We start from the raw sequence: 18,061 nt of genomic DNA, 5'->3' as shown, positions 1-18,061 counted from the left end.
TTGAACATGGCGAAGACCTCCGATGTGGTGGAGCTGTCTAGGAACACACCGCACGGAGGTCTTCGTGTCCCACCGTAATGCCCGGCTGACCGTCCATGGCAGGCGACTGCTCGTCGAACGTGTCCGCTCGGGCCGTCCTGTCGCTCATGTGGCGGCCGAGATGGGCGTCTCGCGGGCCACAGCCCACAAGTGGATCCGCCGCTGGCGCCATCAAGGCCAGGCCGGGCTTGCCGACCGTTCCAGCAGGCCGCGCAGGACGCCGCACCGGGTCCCGGCGACCGTGGAGGACCAGGTGTGCCGGCTGCGTCGGGACCGCAAGCTCGGCCCGGCCCGTATCGGCCCGGTGCTGGGCCTGCCCGCCTCCACCGTGCACCGCGTCCTGACACGCCACGGCCTCAACCGCCTGGCCTGGCTGGACCGGCCCACCGGCACCGTGATCCGCCGCTATGAACGCGACCGCCCCGGCGAACTGATCCACGTCGACGTGAAGAAACTCGGCCGCATCCCCGACGGAGGCGGTCACAAGGTCCGCGGCCGCGACGCCGGCCGGCCGATCCGCGGCATGGGCTTCGACTACGTCCACTCTGCAGTCGACGACCACACCCGCCTCGCCTACAGCGAGATCCACGCGGACGAGAAGGTCGCGACCTGCGCAGGCTTCCTCACCCGCGCAGCCGCCTTCTTCCACGCCCACGGCATCGCACGCATCGAACGCGTGCTGACCGACAATGCCTGGGCCTACCGCAAGGGCCTGGCCTGGAAACAGGTGCTCACCGAGATCGGCGCGACCGGAAAGCTGACGCGCGCCTACCGCCCGCAGACCAATGGCAAGGTCGAACGCTTCAACCGCACCCTGCTCGACGAATGGGCCTACCAGCGGCCCTACACCAGCAACACCGAACGCAGCGCAGCCCTGACCGACTTCCTCCACGTCTACAACTACCATCGCTGCCACACCGCCCTTGGAGGCCAGCCACCGATCAGCCGTGCAAACAACGCTGCGGGTCAATACAGCTAGGTCGTGTCCGCACAGTCCCTGCGTCCGCCCGGAGGGTGGGGCAGGCGGGACTTTGCGGACACGGCCTGGGCCCTGCCGTTCGGATCATCTCGGCGTCGGCTGGGAAGAACCGCACCTCGCGGCCGAGCTGTTCCGCACGACAGGGCTCAGGACACCCCGCTGCTCAGGCGTCCTCAGCCCATCTCCGCAGCGCCGTCCTGCTGTCGAAGGCGGCCACGTTCTTGTCCAGCGGGTCGTCGGTGTACTGGTGGAAGCGCCACTTCGCCTTGATGCGGGGCTTGCCCGCCGAGACGTAATCGGCGATCCACAAGCCGTCGCCCGCGTAGGACGTCGTGTCGACGTTCAGCCAGAAGTCGCGGTTGGCGTAGAGGACGACCCGGTTGTTCGGCCGCAGCTCCTTCAGCTTGCGCAGGAACCGGTCCTTCTCGGCGTTGCTCGCGTGTGTCCCCTCACCGGTCGTCTCCCAGTCGACGGCGAGGATGTCGCCCGCCCGGTCCGGGGCCTTGCCGACGAAGTACTCGGCCTGGGCGGTGAGGTTGCCGGGCCACAGGAAGTGATAGAAGCCGACGACCAGCCCGGCGTCCCGCGCGCGCTTCGTCTGGGCGGCCAGTTTGGGGTTGACGTAGGAACGCCCCTCGGTCGCCTTGACGAAGACGAAGGAGAGGCCGTCGGTGCTGTAGGAGGAGGACTGGTAGGCGCTCACGTCGATGCCACGCAGCATGGGGGCTCCCTTGGTGCGGGTGGGGCTGAAGTCCCCTTGGGTCGAGGGGTTGTTGTTATGCCCCGCGACGATGGCCGTACGCCGGGCGCGAGGAGGCTCGCGACCCGGCGGTGGTGAGCGCCGGTCGGTTTGAGGGTCGGTTCGAGGGCCGGCTTCAGGGGGCGGGGGAGCCCGCCCGAGTCCGGGGCACATCATCGCTGGAGGCGGCCTCGCGGTCGTCCAGAGAGATGTGCTTGGTCTCCTTGCCGAGCAGGAGCGCGATCAGCGTCAGCGCCGCCATCGCCGAGAGGTAGACGCCGACCAGCCACGGCGAGCCGTCCCCGGCCTCCCACAGCGCCACGGCGATGAACGGGGCGACCGCCGCCCCGAGGATCGAGCTGACGTTGTACGAGATGCCGGAGCCGGTGTAGCGGACGCTGGTCGGGAAGAGCTCGGGCAGGAGCGCGCCCATCGGTCCGAACGTCATGCCCATCAGGGTGAAGCCGACGACGAGCCACAGCACCACGCCGAGGGTGCCGAGATCGATCAGCGGCACCCAGACCAGTCCGAAGACCATGATCGCGGCGGTGACCCGGATCAGGATGGTGCGCCGCCCGTACCGGTCCGCGAGCGGACCCGAGACCAGGGTGAACGCGGCGAAGAACAGCACACCGAAGATCATCATGAGTACGAACGTGGTGTAGTCGTAGCCGAGTCCGGGCACGGCGGCGTCCTGCGCGGCGCGTCCGTAGCTCAGCGAGAACGTCGTCATCAGGTAGAAGAGCACGTAGGTCGCCAGCATGATGAAGGTGCCCAGGACCAACTGCCTGCCGTGGCTGCGCACCACGGTGACGAGCGGCAGCCGCCGCACTCCGCCGGATTCGCGGGTCCTGGCGAACACCGCCGACTCGACGAGCCGGGAGCGCACCCACAGGCCGATCGCGACCATCACCGCGGAGAACAGGAACGGGACGCGCCAGCCCCAACTGACGAAGGCGTCCGAGGGCTGCGAGGTGTCCGCGCCGGCCGCGGACGGCAGCAGCGCGCCCATGACCAGGAACAGACCGTTGCCGATGATGAAGCCGAGCGGGGCGCCCAGTTGCGGGAAGGTGCCGTACAGGGCGCGCTTGCCGCTGGGCGCGTTCTCGGTCGCGACCAGGGCGGCGCCGCTCCACTCGCCGCCGAGCGCGAAGCCCTGCGCGAGACGCATGAGCACGAGCAACGCGGTGGCCGGCCAGCCGGCTTGCGCGTAGGTGGGCAGAACACCGATGAGGAACGTGGCGATGCCCATGGTCAGCAGCGAGACGACGAGGGTCTTCTTGCGGCCGAGCCGGTCACCGAGGTGGCCGAAGACGACGGCGCCGATCGGACGGGCCACCATCGCGGCGCCGAAGACCGCGAAGGACGACAGCAGCGCGGTGGTCGGGTCGCTGCTCGGGAAGAAGAGCTGAGGGAAGACGAGCACCGCGGCGGTCGCGTAGATGTAGAAGTCGTAGAACTCGATCGTCGTGCCCATGAGGCTGGCGACGAGCACGCGGGACCGCGGGTTGACGGGCGTGGGGGCTGAACCGGTGTCTGGTGCGGGCATCGCTCGGTCTTTCACGTTTGAAACATGGGTGATGCAACGATGTCAGCCGTCTTGTTTTTCGGTATTGACGTCTCGCAGAGTGAGATACGAGGTCGGGTGCCGGCACTCAGCCGAGGCGTCGGCCCGTGAGCCCGGGAAGCCACGCGTCGATGACGGCCGCGAGTGCGTCCTGACCGGTGAAGACGTGCCCGTCCATGCCGACGGCCTGCGCCGCGCGGACGTTCTCCTCGCGGTCGTCGATGAAGAGGAAGCCGGCGGGTGCGGCCCGCAGGGCGATGACGCAGTGCTGGAAGGCGGCCGGGTCGGGCTTGGCCGCGCCGATCCTTCCGGAGAAGGTGAGGTGGTCGAGGTCGTGCAGCCAGGGCTGGGCGGCGAGGAAGGCGTCCGCGTGGTCCGCGGGGATGTTGGACAGCAGGGCGACCCGGGCGCGCTCTCGCAGGTCCTGCACGTAGGTGACCATGCGCTCGTCGACGCGGGACCAGCTGTCGATGTCGGTGAGTCGCAGCTCCTCGATCGTGTCGGCGTCGGCGGTGCGGGAGAGCGCGTGCAGTACGTCGGTCCAGTACGCGGACGCGGTCTGCAGGCCGGCGTCGTAGGGCGGGCGGTGGGTCCAGTAGGCCGTGGTGAAGTCCTCGGTGGAGGTGTGGCAGCGGGCGGCCATCTTCTCCAGGGCGCCCGGGCGCTGGTGGCGGGCTATGACACCGAAGAGGTCGAAGAGGACGACGCGGCGGCGGTCGGTGGACATGAAAGGTCCCTTGGGGTTCGGGGGCGTTCGGGTCAGTGCCGGTGGGGCAGGGCGCGGGCGAGCGAGTCCAGTGCGGCCAGGCGGTCGGGGCCCGCCGGGGCGAGGACGACGCTGGTCGCGCCGGCCGCGTGGCGGGCCTCGATCGCGGCGCGGGCCTGGTCAGGGGTGCCGGCGATGCTCAACGCGCGGACCCACTCGGTCGGCATCGTCTCGGCGAAGTGCTGGGCGTCGGGGCTGGCGGCGCGGTGTGCGCGCAGTTCCCCGGCGAAGGGCAGGGGGTCGATGTGCGCGGCCCACTGCGGCTCACCGACCGACTCCAGGGCCGCGCGGACGCGGGTCAGGGCGGCTTCCTCGTCGTCGTCCACGGCGGCGGCGTCGTAGACGACGATCTCCGGAGAGTTCGCGGCGGCGGGGCCCAGGTTGCGCAGGGAGGCGGTGATGTAGCCGGGTGCGGCGGGCTCGGCCAGGAGGAGCCCGTCGGCGACCTCGCCCGCGACGGCCTGCGACTTGGGGCCGCGGACGCCCAGGACCACCGGGGGGACGATGTCCGGGGTCTCGGTGATGACGACGCCTTCGCAGCGCACGTACCGGCCGTTCTCGGGGCCGGGCTCACCGGCGACGAGCAGGCGCAGCGCTCTCGCGTACTCCTCGATCAGCGTCAGGGGGCTGGCGGGCCAGGACCCCACCTGGCGCATCCAGCCGGGCATGCCGTGACCGATTCCCGCGATGAGCCGGCCGGGGTGGAGCTGGGCGAGGGTGGCCAGTTCCATCGCGGCGAAAGCCACGTTGCGGGCGCCGGCGGGCATGATCCCGATCCCCACGGTGAGGTTCGTGGTGGAGGCCAGGACGGTGGCGGCCTGGGCGACACCGCCCCGCCAGCCGAGGTCCTCCACCACCCAGACCTGGTGGAACCCCAGCTCCTCGGCACGCCGGACATAGGGCAGCACCTCGCCGACGGGGAGATCGAGCGGCAGCATGACACCGACACGGCCGGGGGTGGGAGGTGAGGAGGACTCGGACATCTGGGACTCCTTCGGTCGGCTGAGGGCTTTGCCCCCGGCCTCGGGTGAGGCGGGGAAAAGGGAGCTTGTGCGGCACGGCTGTCAGGGACCGTGCCGCACAAGCGGTCAGGGGGTGTTGGCCGCCATCTCGCGCCGGCGGGTGCGGTCGGGTCCGGTACGCAGGACGCCGGCGCCCACGGCGGTGGTCACGCACAGCAGGGTCAACAGGACGAAGGCGTGATTGAGGGCGACGACGTGCGTCAGCCAGCCGATCACCGCGGGGCCGGCGAGCATGCCGACGTAACCGAGTCCTGCGACGCGGGAGACGTTGGCCCCGGCGGCGGCGGGGTCGGCGTGCCCGGCCGCGCTGAACAACTGCGGGACGGTGCCGGACAGGCCCAGGCCGAACAGCGCCCAGCCGGTGAACACGGCCCCCAGCCACGGGCCGAGGACCACGAGGGTGATGCCGACGGCGGCCATGATCGCGCCATGACGCAGGATCGCCAGGGAACCGAACCGGGCGGCGAAGCGGTCGGCGAGCAGTCGGCCGACGGTCATGGCCGCGGCGAAGGTGCCGTACGCGAAGGCCGCCGTACCGGCGGACGCACCCATGACGTCCTTCAGGTGCAGGGCGCTCCAGTCGTTGGCGGCGCCTTCGCACAGCATCACCATCAGCGCCAGGACGGCCAGCAGCCAGACCCGGCCCGTGGTGCCGCTGCGCTCGACGGCCGGTGACGTCCCGGCCTCCTTGGCGGAGTCGGAGCTCTCGACGGCGGGAGCGGCAGGCAGCAGGGCACGTGCCGAGGCCAGGGCGATCACGACGCCCGCGGCTCCCATGGCGGCCATGCCCGCGGCCGGGTGCAGTCCGGCGCTCGCCGCCCCCGCCCCGGCGAGCGCGGCGAGGACACCGCCGACGGAGAACGTGGCGTGGAAGCCGGACATGACCGGGCGGCCGTACGCCTTCTCCACGTGCACGGCGTGGGCGTTCATGCTGACGTCCAGGCAGCCGTTGCAGAGCCCGAAGACCAGCAGCGCGGCGGCCAGCGTCCACGGGTCGTGGGCGAGACCGGGCAGGAAAAGGGTCGCGCCGCAGAGCACGCCCCCGGTGGGCACCACGACGCGGGTCCCGAGGCGGTCGGTCAGGGGACCCGCCACCTGCATGCCTACGAAGGCTCCGAGCCCGAGCACCACCAGCAGGCCGCCGAGCGCGGCGTGGCTGATGCCCACGCGCTCCTCGATCGCCGGGATGTTCACCACCCAGGTGCCCAGCAAGGTGCCGTACAGGACGAAGTAGACATAGGTCGCCACGCGGGCGGCTCGCAGGGAACGTTCCATGCCGCCCAACGTAACGAACATTCTTCCTGTTTGAAAGCTGACCTAATGAACAAGTTGATTGTTCGTTTCCTGGTGGTGTTCAATCGCGGCATGAGCAACGCAGACCGGCACGGGCTGATCGCAAAGGTCGTCAGGGACTCCGGAGGGGCCACGGTCCAGGAACTGGCGGAGCTGACCGGCGCCTCGGAGATGACCATCCGGCGCGACCTCGACACCCTCGCCGCCCAGGGCGTCCTCGAACGGATCCGCGGCGGGGCCCGCACCCTGCTGCTCCGGGGCGAGGAACCCCCCTTCGCGCTGCGCGCCCACGAGGCGGTCGACGCCAAACGCCGGATCGCCGCCGAGATCTCCGCACTCGTGGCCGACGGCGAGAGCGTCCTGCTGGACAGTGGCACCACCTGCCTGGAGGTCGCCCGTCTCCTGCGTGAACGGCCCGTCACCGTGATGCCCCTGTCCCTGCAGGCCATCCATCTCCTCGCCGAGACACCCGGGCCCGCCACCCTGGTCGTGCCCGGCGGACAGCCCCGCGCCGCCGAAGGAGCCCTCACCGGCCCCCTCACCCTCGCGTCCCTGGCCGCCCTGCGCTTCGACACCGCCGTCATCGGCTGCTGCGGGCTGACCGCGGCCGACGGCCTGACCGCCTACGACCTCGACGACGCCGCGGTGAAGAAGGCGGGCATCGCCTCCGCCCGCCGTGTCATCGGCGCCGCGGACGGCAGCAAACTCGGCCACACCGCCTACGCCCACGTCGGCGCCGCCGCCCTGCTGCACACCCTTGTCACGGACACCACCGCGGCCGCCGGGGAAGTCACCGCACTCGAGGACGGCGGCACCGTCGTCCGGACCGTCTGACGGACCGTCCGCTCCGCATGCCTACCGCCCGTGCGGCCTGTATCGGCTGCACGGGCGGTAGGCGTCACAGGGCCTCGGGCCGTCTCAGAGGTGCTGCTCGGTGGCCCGGATGCGGTCGTATTCCTCCTGTCGCTCGTCGGTGATGTACGCCGGGATCGGGAAGTCCCACCAGCCGGGCACCCAGGGGCCCGCGGCGTCGCGGTCCGTGGGGACCTCGACCAGGGCGGGCGCTCCCGACTGGACGGCCTTGCGCAGGGTCGGCTCCAGGGACGCGGCGTCGTTGACCTTCCACGACTCGATCCCGAAAGCCCGGCCCATGGCCGCGAAGTCGGGGCTGTACGGCGAGCCGTCGGGGTGCGAGAACTCGGTGCCGATGTGCCGTGAGGTCTGCTTGCGCTGGCCGCCGCGGATCGACATGTAGCCCGCGTTGTTCTGGACCACGAAGATCACCGGTGCGTCGGCGGTGACGCTCAGGGCGATCTCCTGGGAGGTCATCAGGAAGTCGCCGTCGCCGAGGACACACACCACGGGGCTCTCCGGCCGGGCGAGCTTGGCCCCTACGGCGGCCGGAATGGCCCAGCCCATGGAGGAGAAGCCGCCGGAGGTGAGGTGGGTGCGCGGTGAGTAGACCGGGAAGGTCTGCTTGACCGCTCCCTGGGTGTTGCCCGAGCCGGCGACGATGATCGCGTCGCGCGGGAGCACGTTGCGCAGGGCGCCGAGCGGGCGCTGGGAGGTGAACGGGAAGCGGTCGCTGTCGCGGCGGCCGGCGAGCTTCTCCTCCCAGTCCTGCTTGAGGCTCGCGAGTTCGGCGAGGTACTCGGAGCGGTCGACGCCCTTCGAGGGAAGTGAGTCGACGATGGCGGCCACGGCACGCTGCGCGTCCGCGACGATGCCCACCTCGGCGGGGTAGTTCTTGCCGATCTCGTGCGGGTCGATGTCGATGTGGATCAGCTTCGCGGGCGGGATGGAGAAGCTGACGCCCTTGGCGTAACTGGAGGCGGACCAGTCGGTGAAGCGGCAGCCGACCGAGATCACGACGTCGGCGGAGCTCGCGATCGCGTTGCCGGTCATCGTGCCGGTCTGGCCGACGCTGCCGGCGAACAGCTCGTGGTCCTCGGGGAAGGCGCTCTTGCCGTTCCACGTGGTGACCACCGGGATCTGCCACCGCTCGGCGAGCGCGAGGACCTGGTCGGACGCCTCGGACGTGATCGCACCGCCGCCGACCACGATGACCGGCCGGGTAGCCGCGCGCAGCACGTCCACGGCGCGGTCCACGGCCTCCGGGTCGGGGTGCTGGCGGCCGACGGGGATACGCCGCTCCAGGTCGTGGAGGTCCACGTTCGCGGCCTCGGCCTGTACGTCCATGGGGACTTCGAGGTGCACCGGGCCCGGCCGGCCGGTCAGCATGGAGTTGAAACAGCGGTGCAGGACGAAGGGGAGCTCCTCGACCCGGGTGACGACCCAGTGCCGTTTGCTGACCGCCTCGGCCACCTTGGGGAAGTCGTTCGCCGTGTAGCGGTCGAGTTCCTGCAGCAGTCCGTGGCCGCGCATGTGGGTCGGCGGGCCGCCCGTGACGACGAGAACACTGGTGGAGTCCGTGAACGCGGTGCCCATGCCGATGACGGTGTTGCTGGCGCCGGCGCCGATGGAGGTCACCGCGGCCTGTGGGCGGCCGGTGACGCGGTAGTAGCCGTCGGCGAGGTGGACGGCGCTCTGCTCGTGGAAGGTCTGGATGAAGGGGATCCTGGACTCGTCGTCGAGGAAGGCGTCGGTCAGTGACCAGATGCCGTGGCCGGGGATGCCGGCGACGACGTCGACCCCGTAGTTGCGCAGGGTCCGCGCGACGATCTGGCCTCCGGTGAGGACGGGCATGGTGTGTTCCCAATCAGCTCGGGTCGGATGGTGGGGTCAGGGGTTCTGTCGGGCGGCCCAGGCGAAGCCCTGGGTGCACAGGCGGGTGACGTCCGGGTTCTGGAGGTCGTCGAGGTCGTGTCCGACCGCGCTGTAGAAGACGCGGCCCTCGCCCCAGGTGCGGGTCCAGGCCTGGGGGATCGTCTTTCCCTCCAGCCAGGGCAGGTGTTCGCCGGTGAAGGTGGACTCGGCCAGGACGTGGTTGTTGGGGTCGACGGACATGTAGTACTGCTCCGACGCGACCCGGAAGTCCTTCACCCCGGCGGTGATGGGGTGGCCGGTGTCGGTGACGGTGACCTCGTAGGGGTACTTCACGCCTTCGCCGGCGGGGTGTTCGAGGAAGCTGCCGCCGATCAGCCAGTGGTACTTGAGGCTCGTGCGGAACGCGGCGGCCGCGCCGTGCCAGGCGGCGATTCCGGTGCCGTTCTCCACCGCCCCCAGCAGGTTCGACTCCTGGGCGGCGGTCAGCCCCTCGGACAGCAGGGCGTTGTTCCAGTTGAGCGCGATGAGGTCGTAGCCGGTGAGGTCGGCGTCGAGCGAGAAGATGTCGTTGGTCTCGTCGACGTCGAATCCGAGGTTCTTGAAGATCGGGAGGGCCCACTGCTCGGCCACCTGGTAGGGCTTGTGCCCAGGCCAGCCTCCGTACAGATACAGAACGCGGGTCATGCGGTGCTCCCTGAGGTCGTACGGGCAAGGGCTTCGGCGCGGCTGCGCAGACGCTCGGCCACCTCGAGGGCGTCACCTTCCGGCGCGGTGGACTTGCGCTCCGGCTTCGCGGCCAGCAGGTACACCAGTCCCACTGCCGAGACGACGAGGAACCCGATGAGCGCGATCCATCGGTCCACGAAGGGGGTTCCGGAGTCACCGGTGGGCCAGGCGAGAAGGACCATTCCGAGCACGCCGTAGGTCAGGGCCGCCACGGTCACCGGGAAGCCCCAGCGGCCCAGCGTCCAGGCTCCGGCGGGGCGCCAGCCCTTCAGGCGCATCCGCAGCGCGGCCAGTACGACCATCATGAAGGCCGCGTATCCGGCCAGCATCTGGAACGCCGCGATCTTGGTGAGGGAGTCGGGCGAGTAGTAGACGAACACGAAGAGCAGCAGCGGCAGGACGTTGACGGCCAGCAGCGCGTTCATGGGGACACGGTGCTTGCGGGTGATCTGCGAGAAGACGCGGGAACCCGGGAACATGTCGTCGCGGGCGAAGGAGAAGACGATCCGGCTCGCGGCGGCCTGCTGGCTCATCACACCCGCGATGAAGGACGTCATGATCACCGCGAGCACCACCTTCGTGCCTATGGTGCCGACCGAGCTCTGCAGGATCGAGGGGATCGGGTTGGTGTCCTTGCCGGAGAGGATCGAGCCGAGGTCCGGAGCCGCGAGGGCGTAACCGACGAAGGCGAACAGTGCGGCCACCCCACCGACGACGACGGTCAGCTGCATGGCCCGCGGGATGCTGCGGGAGGGGTTGGGAACCTCTTCCGCGATCTCGCCGCACGCCTCGAAGCCGTAGAAGAGGAAGAGCCCGACGAGCGAGGCGGCGATGAAGGCCATGACGTAGTTGTCGTGGGTGGCGCTGCTGGTCTCGAAGAAGATCGAGATGGAGTTGTGCCGTTCGAAGACCAGCAGGTAGAGGCCCACGAGGACGATGCCGATCAGTTCCGCGGCGAGTCCGATCTTCGAGATCAGAGCCAGTGTCCTGGTGCCGAAGCAGTTGCAGATCAGGCAGACGACGGTCACGGCGACGGCGATCCACAGGCGCTGGGCGGGGGTGGAGCTGATGGCGGGCTCGGCAGCGGTTCCGGCGAAGAGGCTGGCCGCGAAGTCCGAGCTGAACAGTGCGGTGCTGGTGATGCCGATGGTGATGCAACAGATGTACGTCCAGGCGTTGAACCAGGCATAGCGCCCGTTCCACAGTCGTCTGACCCATTGGTACAGGCCGCCCGCGAGCGGGAACTGCGAGACGACCTCGCCGAAGACCAGCGCGACCAGGAACTGCCCGGCCCCGACGATGCCGATCCAGAAGACGGACGGTCCGCCGGCGGTCGCCAGACCGACCGCGAAGAGGGCCACGACACCCACGAGGGGCGAGAGGTACACGAAGCCCAGGGCGAAGTTCCCCCACAGGCTGACCTTGCGGTCGAACTTCTGCTCGTAGCCGAGTACGGCGAGCATTTCCGCGTCCGCGGCCGACGAGACGGGACTCGCGGTCCCGCCCGGGCCGCCGGGGGTGGATGTGGGCGCCGCGTGCGCCTCGTTGTCCGTAGCTGACATGACGATCTCCGTGTGTCGAGGGGGAACTGCTCCTTGTCGAACGGCTGCCGTACCGCGTACGCGGTCCGGCATAAGTCGCGATGGGTCATCGCGGTTCAGCTCTGCTCGAAGGTGTGGTCGGTCCAGTCCAGCCGGGCCGATCCGTAACGCGCGGCGCGGACGTCTCCGGAGCGCGCGTGTCCCTCGAAGTTCTCGATGCGTGAGGCCCTGCCGCAGATCTCGCCGAGCCGGGCGCTGGACCCGGAGTCCCTGATCTCCTGATAGGTCATGGTCTTCAGGTACTTGCCGACCCAGAGGCCGCCGGTGTAGCGGGCCGCTCCCAAGGTGGGCAGCACGTGGTTGGTGCCGATGACCTTGTCGCCGTACGCGACGCACGTCTTGTCCCCGAGGAACAGGGCACCGTAGTTGCGCATCCGGTGCAGCGCCTCGCGGGGCTCTGCGGTCAGGATCTGGACGTGCTCGCTGGCGTACTCGTCGGCGAGTTCGTAGGCGGCGTCGAGGGTGGGGACCACGATCACCTCGCCGTGGTCGCGCCAGGCCCGCCCGGCTACCTCTCCGGTGGACAGGTCGGGCAGCAGCTTGTCCACCCAGGCGATGGTCTGCCTGCCCACCTCCTCGGACGTCGTGATGAGCACCGTCGGGGAGTCGGGTCCGTGCTCGGCCTGGGACAGCAGGTCCGTCGCCACCACGAACGGGTCCGCCGTGCCGTCCGCGACGATCAGGACTTCCGTCGGTCCGGCGAAGAGGTCGATCCCGACCTCGCCGAAGAGCTGGCGCTTGGCCTCCGCCACATAGGCGTTGCCGGGGCCGGCGAGCATGTCGACCGCGTCGATCGTCTCGGTACCCAGCGCCAGGGCCGCCACGGCCTGGACACCGCCCATGACGTAGATCTCGTCGGCACCGGCCAGATGCATCGCGGCGATGCTGACGGGCGGCGGAGCCCCTCGGTCCGGCGGAGTCGTCGCGGCGACCCGCTCGACTCCTGCGACCTTGGCCGTCAGGACGGTCATGTGGGCCGACGCGGTGAGGGGGTAGCGGCCGCCGGGAACGTAGGCGCCGGCCGCGCCGATGGGGATGTTGCGCTGCCCCAGGAACACGCCGGGCAGCGTCTCCACCTCGAAGTCGGTGAGGGAGTCCCGCTGCGCCTGGGCGAAGCCGCGGACCTGCTTCTGGACGAACCGCAGGTCGTCGAGGACCGTCTCGGGGACGGAGGAGACGACCGAGGCGATCTGGTCCGGACCTAGACGGTAGGACTCCGGGCTCCAGTCGTCGAACTTCTGCGACCAGCGGCGCACGGCGGCGTCGCCGTTGGCCCGTACGTCGGCGATCACGTCCGCGACGGTCTCGACGATTTCCGGACGGCTGGTCCGCGACGTCTTCACGGCGACAGGAGCCTTCATGGTCTTGTGTTGGGCTGACACTCTGCACTCCTTGCACGGGGTCGTGCCTGCGGGCTTGCCCTGAAGTCTGGGGAAACCGGGGGTGGGACGACAGGCACAGTGTGTGCAATATTGACCGGGGGTTCTGCACACACCGAGGTCGTGGATCATGGCTCAAGTCCTGACTGTTCGCGCCGCGCTGGAGCTCGAGGTGTTCACCCGCACCGCCGTGCGTGTGTATGCCGGGGAGAGGAATCTGGACCGTCCCGTGCGCTGGGTGCACACCGGTGAGATCCCGGACATCCATCGCTTTCTCACGGGTCAGGAGATGCTGCTGACGGCCGGCCTCGGCATGGGCGCGACGCAGCTCGAGCAGCGGGCCTTCATCCGGCGGCTCGCGGACGCCCACGCGGCCGTCCTCGTCGTCGAGCTGGCCGGGCGCATGTTCGACTCCATGCCGGAGGCCGTGATCGAGGAGGCGGAGGCGGTCGGCCTGCCCCTGGTGGGACTCGCCGACGAGATTCCCTTCGTCGAGACGTCGGCCCAGGTCCACGAGGTCCTGGTCGGGATGCGTGTGAAGCAGCTGATCGCCGAGGAGGCCACCAGTCAGGCGTTCATGGATCTGCTCCTGGCGGACGAGGACTACGTCGGCGTGGTGAGGGAACTGGCCCGTCGCACCGGGCACCCCGTGGTGCTGGAGGACGTCGCCCACCAGATGCTGGCCTACGGAGGCGCGACGCCGGAGGCCGACCGGATCGTGGACGAGTGGAGCGCGCACTCCCGGGCCATTCACGAACGCCACCCCTCGCTCGCGGCGCAGGGCCCCGAGGTTCCGACCGCCTCGGCGGCCTCGTTCCGCGAGGTCGCGCCATGCGCTCGCCAGCCCGTGGTGCTTCGGGGTGAGTCGTGGGGGTGGCTCCACCTCCTGCACGGGGGGAGGCAGCCGAGCCCGCCCGAACTGCGCACGCTGGAGCGGGCCGCCGCGGCCGTGGCGATCTCGCTGCTGAGCGAACGGGAGAGCGGCGCCCGCGCATCCCAGCGCCAGACGGCGCTGCTCAACCGGCTCCTCCTCGGTGACGTCACGGGAGAGCGGTTCGTGACCCTCAGCCTGGCGCTCGGCCAGGACCTGCGCGGACGGGACCTGATCGTCGTCACGGCCTGGGCGGGGGACGAGGAGTCCGACAGGGACCACCTCCTCGCCCGCCTACTGCAGGAGGCCGGCTGGCCCGCCGTCGTCGGCGACACCGGGGACTTCGACGTGGCGGTCGTGGGCCTGCCCGCCCGCGTCGACGCCGGCCGTATGCAGACCCTGCTGGCCGATCACGGGGTACGGGGTGGCGTCAGCCGCATCGTGGAGCCGGGGGTACTTCCGCTGGCGCTGCGCCAGAGCCGCAGCGCGGCGTCCGTCGCCGCGGCGGCCTCGACCCCGGAAGTGCGTCATTTCGACGACCTGGGAGCTCTGCGCCTTCTCGTCGCCCTCTCCGAAGGCCCCGAGCTCAGGCGTTACGTCGAGGACGAACTGGGTCTGCTCTTCGAGCACGACGCACTGGCGAAGAACCCCCTGCTGCCCACCCTCCGCACGTTCCTCGACTGCGGCGGCAACAAGGCCCGGGCGGCGGAGGAACTCTTCATCCAGCGACGCACCCTCTACCACCGCCTCGACAAACTCTCCGAGATCCTCGGCCTGGACCTCACGCAGGTCAGCAACCAGCAGCGGCTGCAACTGGCCGTGCGCGGACACGACCTGTTGCGCAAGCCGACGCTGCGGCGGACGTGACCTGCGGCGGACCCGACCGACCGCTGCGACGTCAGTCCTTCGTCGCCCTGGCGAGGAACGGGGCGATGCGCAGGGCGTTCGCCCCGATCGTCAGGGCCGGGTTGAGCGCCGCGGAGGACGGGAAGAACGACGAGTCGGCCAGCCAGAGGTTCTCGACGTCATGGCTGCGGCACAGCGGATCGAGCACACTCTCCGCCGGGTCGTGACCCGCCACGGCCGTTCCGCACATGTGGGAGTTGGTCTCGATACCCATGCGCTGGGTGAAGATCAGCGGATAACCGGCCCTGCGGACCGCCCGGGTCACCCGGCGCACGAGTTCGTGGTGGGGCGCGAGGTTGGTCGGTGTCCAGTCGATGAGGATGCGGTCGCCGTCCACGCGTACCCGGTTGTTCCGGGACGGGAGGTCCTCGGTCGTCAGGTAGATGTCGAGGCTTCTGGCCGCCATGAACTTCAGGGCCCACGTCGGTGCCCACGGCCGCGCGGGCTTCAGCATGGGGGCCTGCAGCTTGCCCAGCATCTGGAGGTTCCCGAGCGGGAAGCGCGTTCCCGGTCCGGCTTCGTAGAAGTCGTTCAGGCCGAGCGTCTTCTGCCACTGCGTGGGGTTGGTCCGCAGGGGGTTGACCCCGACGAAGAACGTGGAGTTGTGGACCATGTAGTTGCGGCCCAGCAGTCCCGACGAGTTGGCGAGCCCCTGGGGGTGCGCGTCACCGGCCGAACGCAGCAGGAGCGCGGCCGAGTTGACGGCGCCTCCGGCGAGGGCGAAGGTCTTGGCGTTGATGCGGACGGTACGGCCCCCGTGCCGTGCCTCGGCGGCGACGACCTTCCGGCCGTCGGGCGAGGTGATCAGGCGGGTGATCTCCGCACCCGTGAGGATCTTCACGCCGTCGCGCAGCGCGGGCAGGAGGAGCCGGTTCTCGGCGTCAGACTTCATGCCCGTCTCGTCCGGACAGCCGTCGGCCGTCGTCACGGCGGCGCGGTCGGCCTGCGTGCTGATGTTCAGGGCGTTCGGCGTGTGGAACGGGTGCAGGCCCTGCCCGCGCAGCGACCGGGAGAACCGCTCGATCTCCGGTTCGTGCTGGAGCGCCGGGAACGGGTAGGGCTTGGAGCGAGGCGGCTCGGTCGGGTCCTCGCCGGTCTGCCCGTGCACCTGGAGCACATGCTCCATGACGGTGTAGAAGGGCTCCAGGTCGTCGTAACCGAAAGGCCAGGCACGCGAGACGCCCTCGTGGTGTTCCACCTCGGTGAAGTCACTGCGCCGGAAACGGGGCAGCATGGCGCCGTAGAAACGGGTGTTTCCGCCCACCCAGTAATACACACCCGGCGCGAACGGCTTGCCGGTGCTGCCGTCGTACCAATAGCCGGCGTTTTTGTACCGGCCCTTGATGTACATCTCGGTCGGCTGTGAGTTCTCGGGTTCACGGGGAAGGAAATGGCCGCGTTCCGCGACGAGTACGTCGAGACCGGAGTCCTTCAGCGCCCAGGCCAGCGCGGACCCGCCCATGCCGGAGCCGATGATCAGGACATCGGTGCTGATCTCCTCGGCGGTACCGACTGAAACGAGGGCCTCGGGCCGGAGCTCCGGGGGTGTGTAATCCTGACGGACCGGGTGGGACATGAGTCGGAATCCCTTGGGCGCTCGGGTACGGACGGCGAGAAGTGGTGCTCCTTGCCGTGGCAGTTCCAGGAGAGCCTAAGCAGCGCCATGGACCCAGCACATGCACGATATGGGTAATGACTGACGCCCGAGTTGCTCACCTCGTGCATGTGCTGAGCGTGCCTGGCGTCTCTAGCCTCTCCAGGAACCACGCCGCCGATCAGGGCGACCGGACTTCCGTGGAGGCGCAATGAACAGGGAATCGTATGACTACATCGTCGTCGGGGCCGGCTCGGCCGGGTGCGCGCTGGCGGCCCGGCTGTCCGAGGATCCTGATGTCACGGTCGCGCTGATCGAAGCGGGGCCGCCTGCCCGGGGCCGCCTCTTCGAGATACCCGCACTGTTCTCGCAGCAGCTCAAGACGGCGTTCGACTGGGACTTCGAGACGGAGCCCGAGCCGCAACTCGGCGGGCGCCGTGCCTATCTGCCCCGCGGCCGGGCGATCGGCGGCACCAGCTCGATGAACACGATGCTGTACGTCCGCGGGCACCGCTACGACTACGACACCTGGGAGCGGCTCGGCAACCCGGGCTGGGGCTACGACGACGTTCTGCCGTTCTTCAAGAAGTCCGAGGACAACGAGCGCGGCGCCGACGACTTCCACGGCGTCGGCGGGCCTCTCACCGTCAGCAACCCCAACTCCGTCCACCCGCTGCTGACGGCATGGGTCGAGGCGGCTCAGGACGCGGGCCACAAGTACAACGCGGACTTCAACGGGGCTGAGCAGGAGGGCGTGGGCTACCACCAGGTCACGCAGCGGAACGGTCTGCGGTGCAGCAGCGCGATCGCGTTCCTGGAGCCGGCCGCGGGTCGTCCGAACCTCACCGTGCTTCCCTCGACGACCGCCCTGCGCCTGAGCTTCGACGGCTCGCGGGCCGCCGGTCTGGAGGTCGACCACCTCGGAACCGTCCGGACGATCCACGTCGACCGTGAGATCGTGCTGTCCCTCGGGGCCTACAACTCACCCCACCTGCTCCTGCAGTCCGGTGTCGGGCCGGCCGACGAACTGACCGCGGGAGGGATCACCCCCCTGCACGACCTGCCGGACGTCGGCAGGAACATGCAGGACCACACCGGGTGCTTCATCAGCTTCTTCAGCGACACCCAGCCGCTCCTCGGACCGGACACCTCCGCGGAGGAGCGGCTCCTGCGCGAGCAGGGCACCGGCCCGATGGCCTGGAACGAGACCGGCGGCTTCTTCAGCTCCAGCGACGACCTCCCCGCACCGGACATCCAGGTGCACGCGGCACTGGGCATCGTCCGTGACGAAGGCCTGGCCGCGCCGCTCGAGCCCGGAATGTCGTTCGGCCCCTACGTCGCACGGCCCGCGAGCCGCGGCTCGGTGCGGCTGCGGCACTCCCACCCGTACGCCAAGCCGCGCATCTTCCACAACTACCTCGCCGACCCCGACGACCGCCGGCGGCTGCGCGAGGGTGTCCGGCTGTGCATGCGCATCGCCCGTGAGAAGCGGCTGACGTCCCTGCTGCAGGCGGACCTGCGCGCGGCCGCCGACGCCGGGCTCGCCCCGCTGTCGGACAGCGACCAGCACATCGACGACTTCATCCGCACGCAGTCGTTCTCCTTCTACCACCCGTCGGGCACCTGCATGATGGGCAAGGTCGTCGACCACGAACTCCGCGTGCGCGGGCTGGAGAACGTCCGCGTGGCGGACACGTCGATCATGCCGACCCTCGTCACCGGGAACACGAACGCCCCCGCGATCATGATCGGAGAGAAGGCGGCCTCGCTGATCCGGACGTCTACGGGGTGAAGCCCTGATCCGCCAAGTGAGGCCCTGACAGCGCTGAAAGACGAAACCTGCTGGTCAGGG

The 18,061-nt window shown here is 69.8% G+C and carries 14 protein-coding genes; 4 read left to right on the top strand and 10 right to left on the bottom strand.

The features are described 5' to 3' along the window. Nucleotides 1-64 precede the first annotated feature (64 nt). Nucleotides 65-1,018: an IS481 family transposase gene (locus tag ACFY5B_RS38455; RefSeq protein WP_389979583.1), complete on the top strand. Its 954-nt coding sequence runs from the start codon at nucleotides 65-67 to the stop codon at nucleotides 1,016-1,018. A 163-nt stretch (nucleotides 1,019-1,181) separates the two neighbouring features. Here the strand turns inward: ACFY5B_RS38455 and ACFY5B_RS38450 are convergent, their stop codons facing one another. The 5 genes from ACFY5B_RS38450 to ACFY5B_RS38430 form a co-directional block, all read right to left on the bottom strand. Further along, nucleotides 1,182-1,739 (bottom strand): glycoside hydrolase family 25 protein, encoded by a 558-nt coding sequence (locus ACFY5B_RS38450; protein WP_389979581.1) that lies wholly within the window; start codon nucleotides 1,737-1,739, stop codon nucleotides 1,182-1,184. Nucleotides 1,740-1,893: 154 nt separating this feature from the next. Further along, complete coding sequence (locus ACFY5B_RS38445) at nucleotides 1,894-3,306, bottom strand: MFS transporter (protein ID WP_389979578.1); 1,413 nt, start codon at nucleotides 3,304-3,306, stop codon at nucleotides 1,894-1,896. 106 nt (nucleotides 3,307-3,412) lie between these two features. Continuing rightward, nucleotides 3,413-4,051, bottom strand: a complete 639-nt coding sequence (locus ACFY5B_RS38440; RefSeq protein ID WP_389979575.1) for an HAD family hydrolase — start codon at nucleotides 4,049-4,051, stop codon at nucleotides 3,413-3,415. Nucleotides 4,052-4,083: 32 nt separating this feature from the next. Further along, a complete protein-coding gene (locus ACFY5B_RS38435; RefSeq protein ID WP_389979573.1) occupies nucleotides 4,084-5,073 on the bottom strand; it encodes an LLM class flavin-dependent oxidoreductase in 990 nt (329 codons plus the stop codon). A gap of 105 nt (nucleotides 5,074-5,178) precedes the next feature. Then, a complete protein-coding gene (locus ACFY5B_RS38430; RefSeq protein WP_389979570.1) occupies nucleotides 5,179-6,387 on the bottom strand; it encodes an MFS transporter in 1,209 nt (402 codons plus the stop codon). 90 nt (nucleotides 6,388-6,477) lie between these two features. Here ACFY5B_RS38430 and ACFY5B_RS38425 point away from each other — a divergent pair, with 90 nt between their 5' ends. Then, nucleotides 6,478-7,239 (top strand): DeoR/GlpR family DNA-binding transcription regulator, encoded by a 762-nt coding sequence (locus ACFY5B_RS38425; protein ID WP_389979567.1) that lies wholly within the window; start codon nucleotides 6,478-6,480, stop codon nucleotides 7,237-7,239. 84 nt (nucleotides 7,240-7,323) lie between these two features. Here the strand turns inward: ACFY5B_RS38425 and ACFY5B_RS38420 are convergent, their stop codons facing one another. The 4 genes from ACFY5B_RS38420 to hisD form a co-directional block, all read right to left on the bottom strand. Beyond that, nucleotides 7,324-9,111, bottom strand: a complete 1,788-nt coding sequence (locus tag ACFY5B_RS38420; protein ID WP_389979564.1) for a thiamine pyrophosphate-binding protein — start codon at nucleotides 9,109-9,111, stop codon at nucleotides 7,324-7,326. 36 nt (nucleotides 9,112-9,147) lie between these two features. Continuing rightward, on the bottom strand, nucleotides 9,148-9,816 hold the full coding sequence (locus ACFY5B_RS38415) for a ThuA domain-containing protein (RefSeq protein ID WP_389979561.1): 669 nt from the start codon (nucleotides 9,814-9,816) through the stop codon (nucleotides 9,148-9,150). Next, nucleotides 9,813-11,420 (bottom strand): APC family permease, encoded by a 1,608-nt coding sequence (locus ACFY5B_RS38410; protein ID WP_389979558.1) that lies wholly within the window; start codon nucleotides 11,418-11,420, stop codon nucleotides 9,813-9,815. The genes ACFY5B_RS38415 and ACFY5B_RS38410 overlap by 4 nt, the downstream gene beginning before the upstream one ends. Before the next feature lie 95 nt (nucleotides 11,421-11,515). Beyond that, a complete protein-coding gene (hisD, locus tag ACFY5B_RS38405; protein WP_389979555.1) occupies nucleotides 11,516-12,841 on the bottom strand; it encodes a histidinol dehydrogenase in 1,326 nt (441 codons plus the stop codon). A gap of 127 nt (nucleotides 12,842-12,968) precedes the next feature. Here hisD and ACFY5B_RS38400 point away from each other — a divergent pair, with 127 nt between their 5' ends. Further along, the gene (locus tag ACFY5B_RS38400; RefSeq protein WP_389979552.1) at nucleotides 12,969-14,576 is read left to right on the top strand and encodes a PucR family transcriptional regulator; all 1,608 of its coding nucleotides are present in this window, start codon (nucleotides 12,969-12,971) and stop codon (nucleotides 14,574-14,576) included. Between the two features lie 31 nt (nucleotides 14,577-14,607). Here ACFY5B_RS38400 and ACFY5B_RS38395 read toward each other — a convergent pair whose 3' ends face one another. After that, nucleotides 14,608-16,191, bottom strand: coding sequence for a GMC oxidoreductase (locus ACFY5B_RS38395; protein WP_389979549.1), 1,584 nt, complete (start codon nucleotides 16,189-16,191; stop codon nucleotides 14,608-14,610). A gap of 229 nt (nucleotides 16,192-16,420) precedes the next feature. Between ACFY5B_RS38395 and ACFY5B_RS38390 the strand changes: the two genes are divergently transcribed. Beyond that, a complete protein-coding gene (locus tag ACFY5B_RS38390) occupies nucleotides 16,421-18,001 on the top strand; it encodes a GMC family oxidoreductase (protein WP_389979546.1) in 1,581 nt (526 codons plus the stop codon). Nucleotides 18,002-18,061 lie beyond the last annotated feature (60 nt).

Source organism: Streptomyces sp. NPDC013187 (assembly GCF_042899705.1).
In the GTDB taxonomy this organism is placed as follows: Bacteria; Actinomycetota; Actinomycetes; order Streptomycetales; family Streptomycetaceae; genus Streptomyces; species Streptomyces hawaiiensis_A.
This window is presented reverse-complemented; position numbering and strand designations above follow the sequence as displayed.

What these genes read in the sequence shown, in the direction of transcription:
- ACFY5B_RS38440 (WP_389979575.1), bottom strand. Translation starts at nt 4,051, where the DNA reads ATGTCCACCGACCGCCGCCGCGTCGTCCTCTTCGACCTCTTCGGTGTC.
- ACFY5B_RS38390 (WP_389979546.1), top strand. Translation starts at nt 16,421, where the DNA reads ATGAACAGGGAATCGTATGACTACATCGTCGTCGGGGCCGGCTCGGCC.
- ACFY5B_RS38400 (WP_389979552.1), top strand. Translation starts at nt 12,969, where the DNA reads ATGGCTCAAGTCCTGACTGTTCGCGCCGCGCTGGAGCTCGAGGTGTTC.
- ACFY5B_RS38435 (WP_389979573.1), bottom strand. Translation starts at nt 5,073, where the DNA reads ATGTCCGAGTCCTCCTCACCTCCCACCCCCGGCCGTGTCGGTGTCATG.
- ACFY5B_RS38415 (WP_389979561.1), bottom strand. Translation starts at nt 9,816, where the DNA reads ATGACCCGCGTTCTGTATCTGTACGGAGGCTGGCCTGGGCACAAGCCC.
- ACFY5B_RS38450 (WP_389979581.1), bottom strand. Translation starts at nt 1,739, where the DNA reads ATGCTGCGTGGCATCGACGTGAGCGCCTACCAGTCCTCCTCCTACAGC.
- ACFY5B_RS38445 (WP_389979578.1), bottom strand. Translation starts at nt 3,306, where the DNA reads ATGCCCGCACCAGACACCGGTTCAGCCCCCACGCCCGTCAACCCGCGG.
- ACFY5B_RS38425 (WP_389979567.1), top strand. Translation starts at nt 6,478, where the DNA reads ATGAGCAACGCAGACCGGCACGGGCTGATCGCAAAGGTCGTCAGGGAC.
- ACFY5B_RS38430 (WP_389979570.1), bottom strand. Translation starts at nt 6,387, where the DNA reads ATGGAACGTTCCCTGCGAGCCGCCCGCGTGGCGACCTATGTCTACTTC.
- ACFY5B_RS38420 (WP_389979564.1), bottom strand. Translation starts at nt 9,111, where the DNA reads ATGCCCGTCCTCACCGGAGGCCAGATCGTCGCGCGGACCCTGCGCAAC.
- ACFY5B_RS38395 (WP_389979549.1), bottom strand. Translation starts at nt 16,191, where the DNA reads ATGTCCCACCCGGTCCGTCAGGATTACACACCCCCGGAGCTCCGGCCC.
- ACFY5B_RS38410 (WP_389979558.1), bottom strand. Translation starts at nt 11,420, where the DNA reads ATGTCAGCTACGGACAACGAGGCGCACGCGGCGCCCACATCCACCCCC.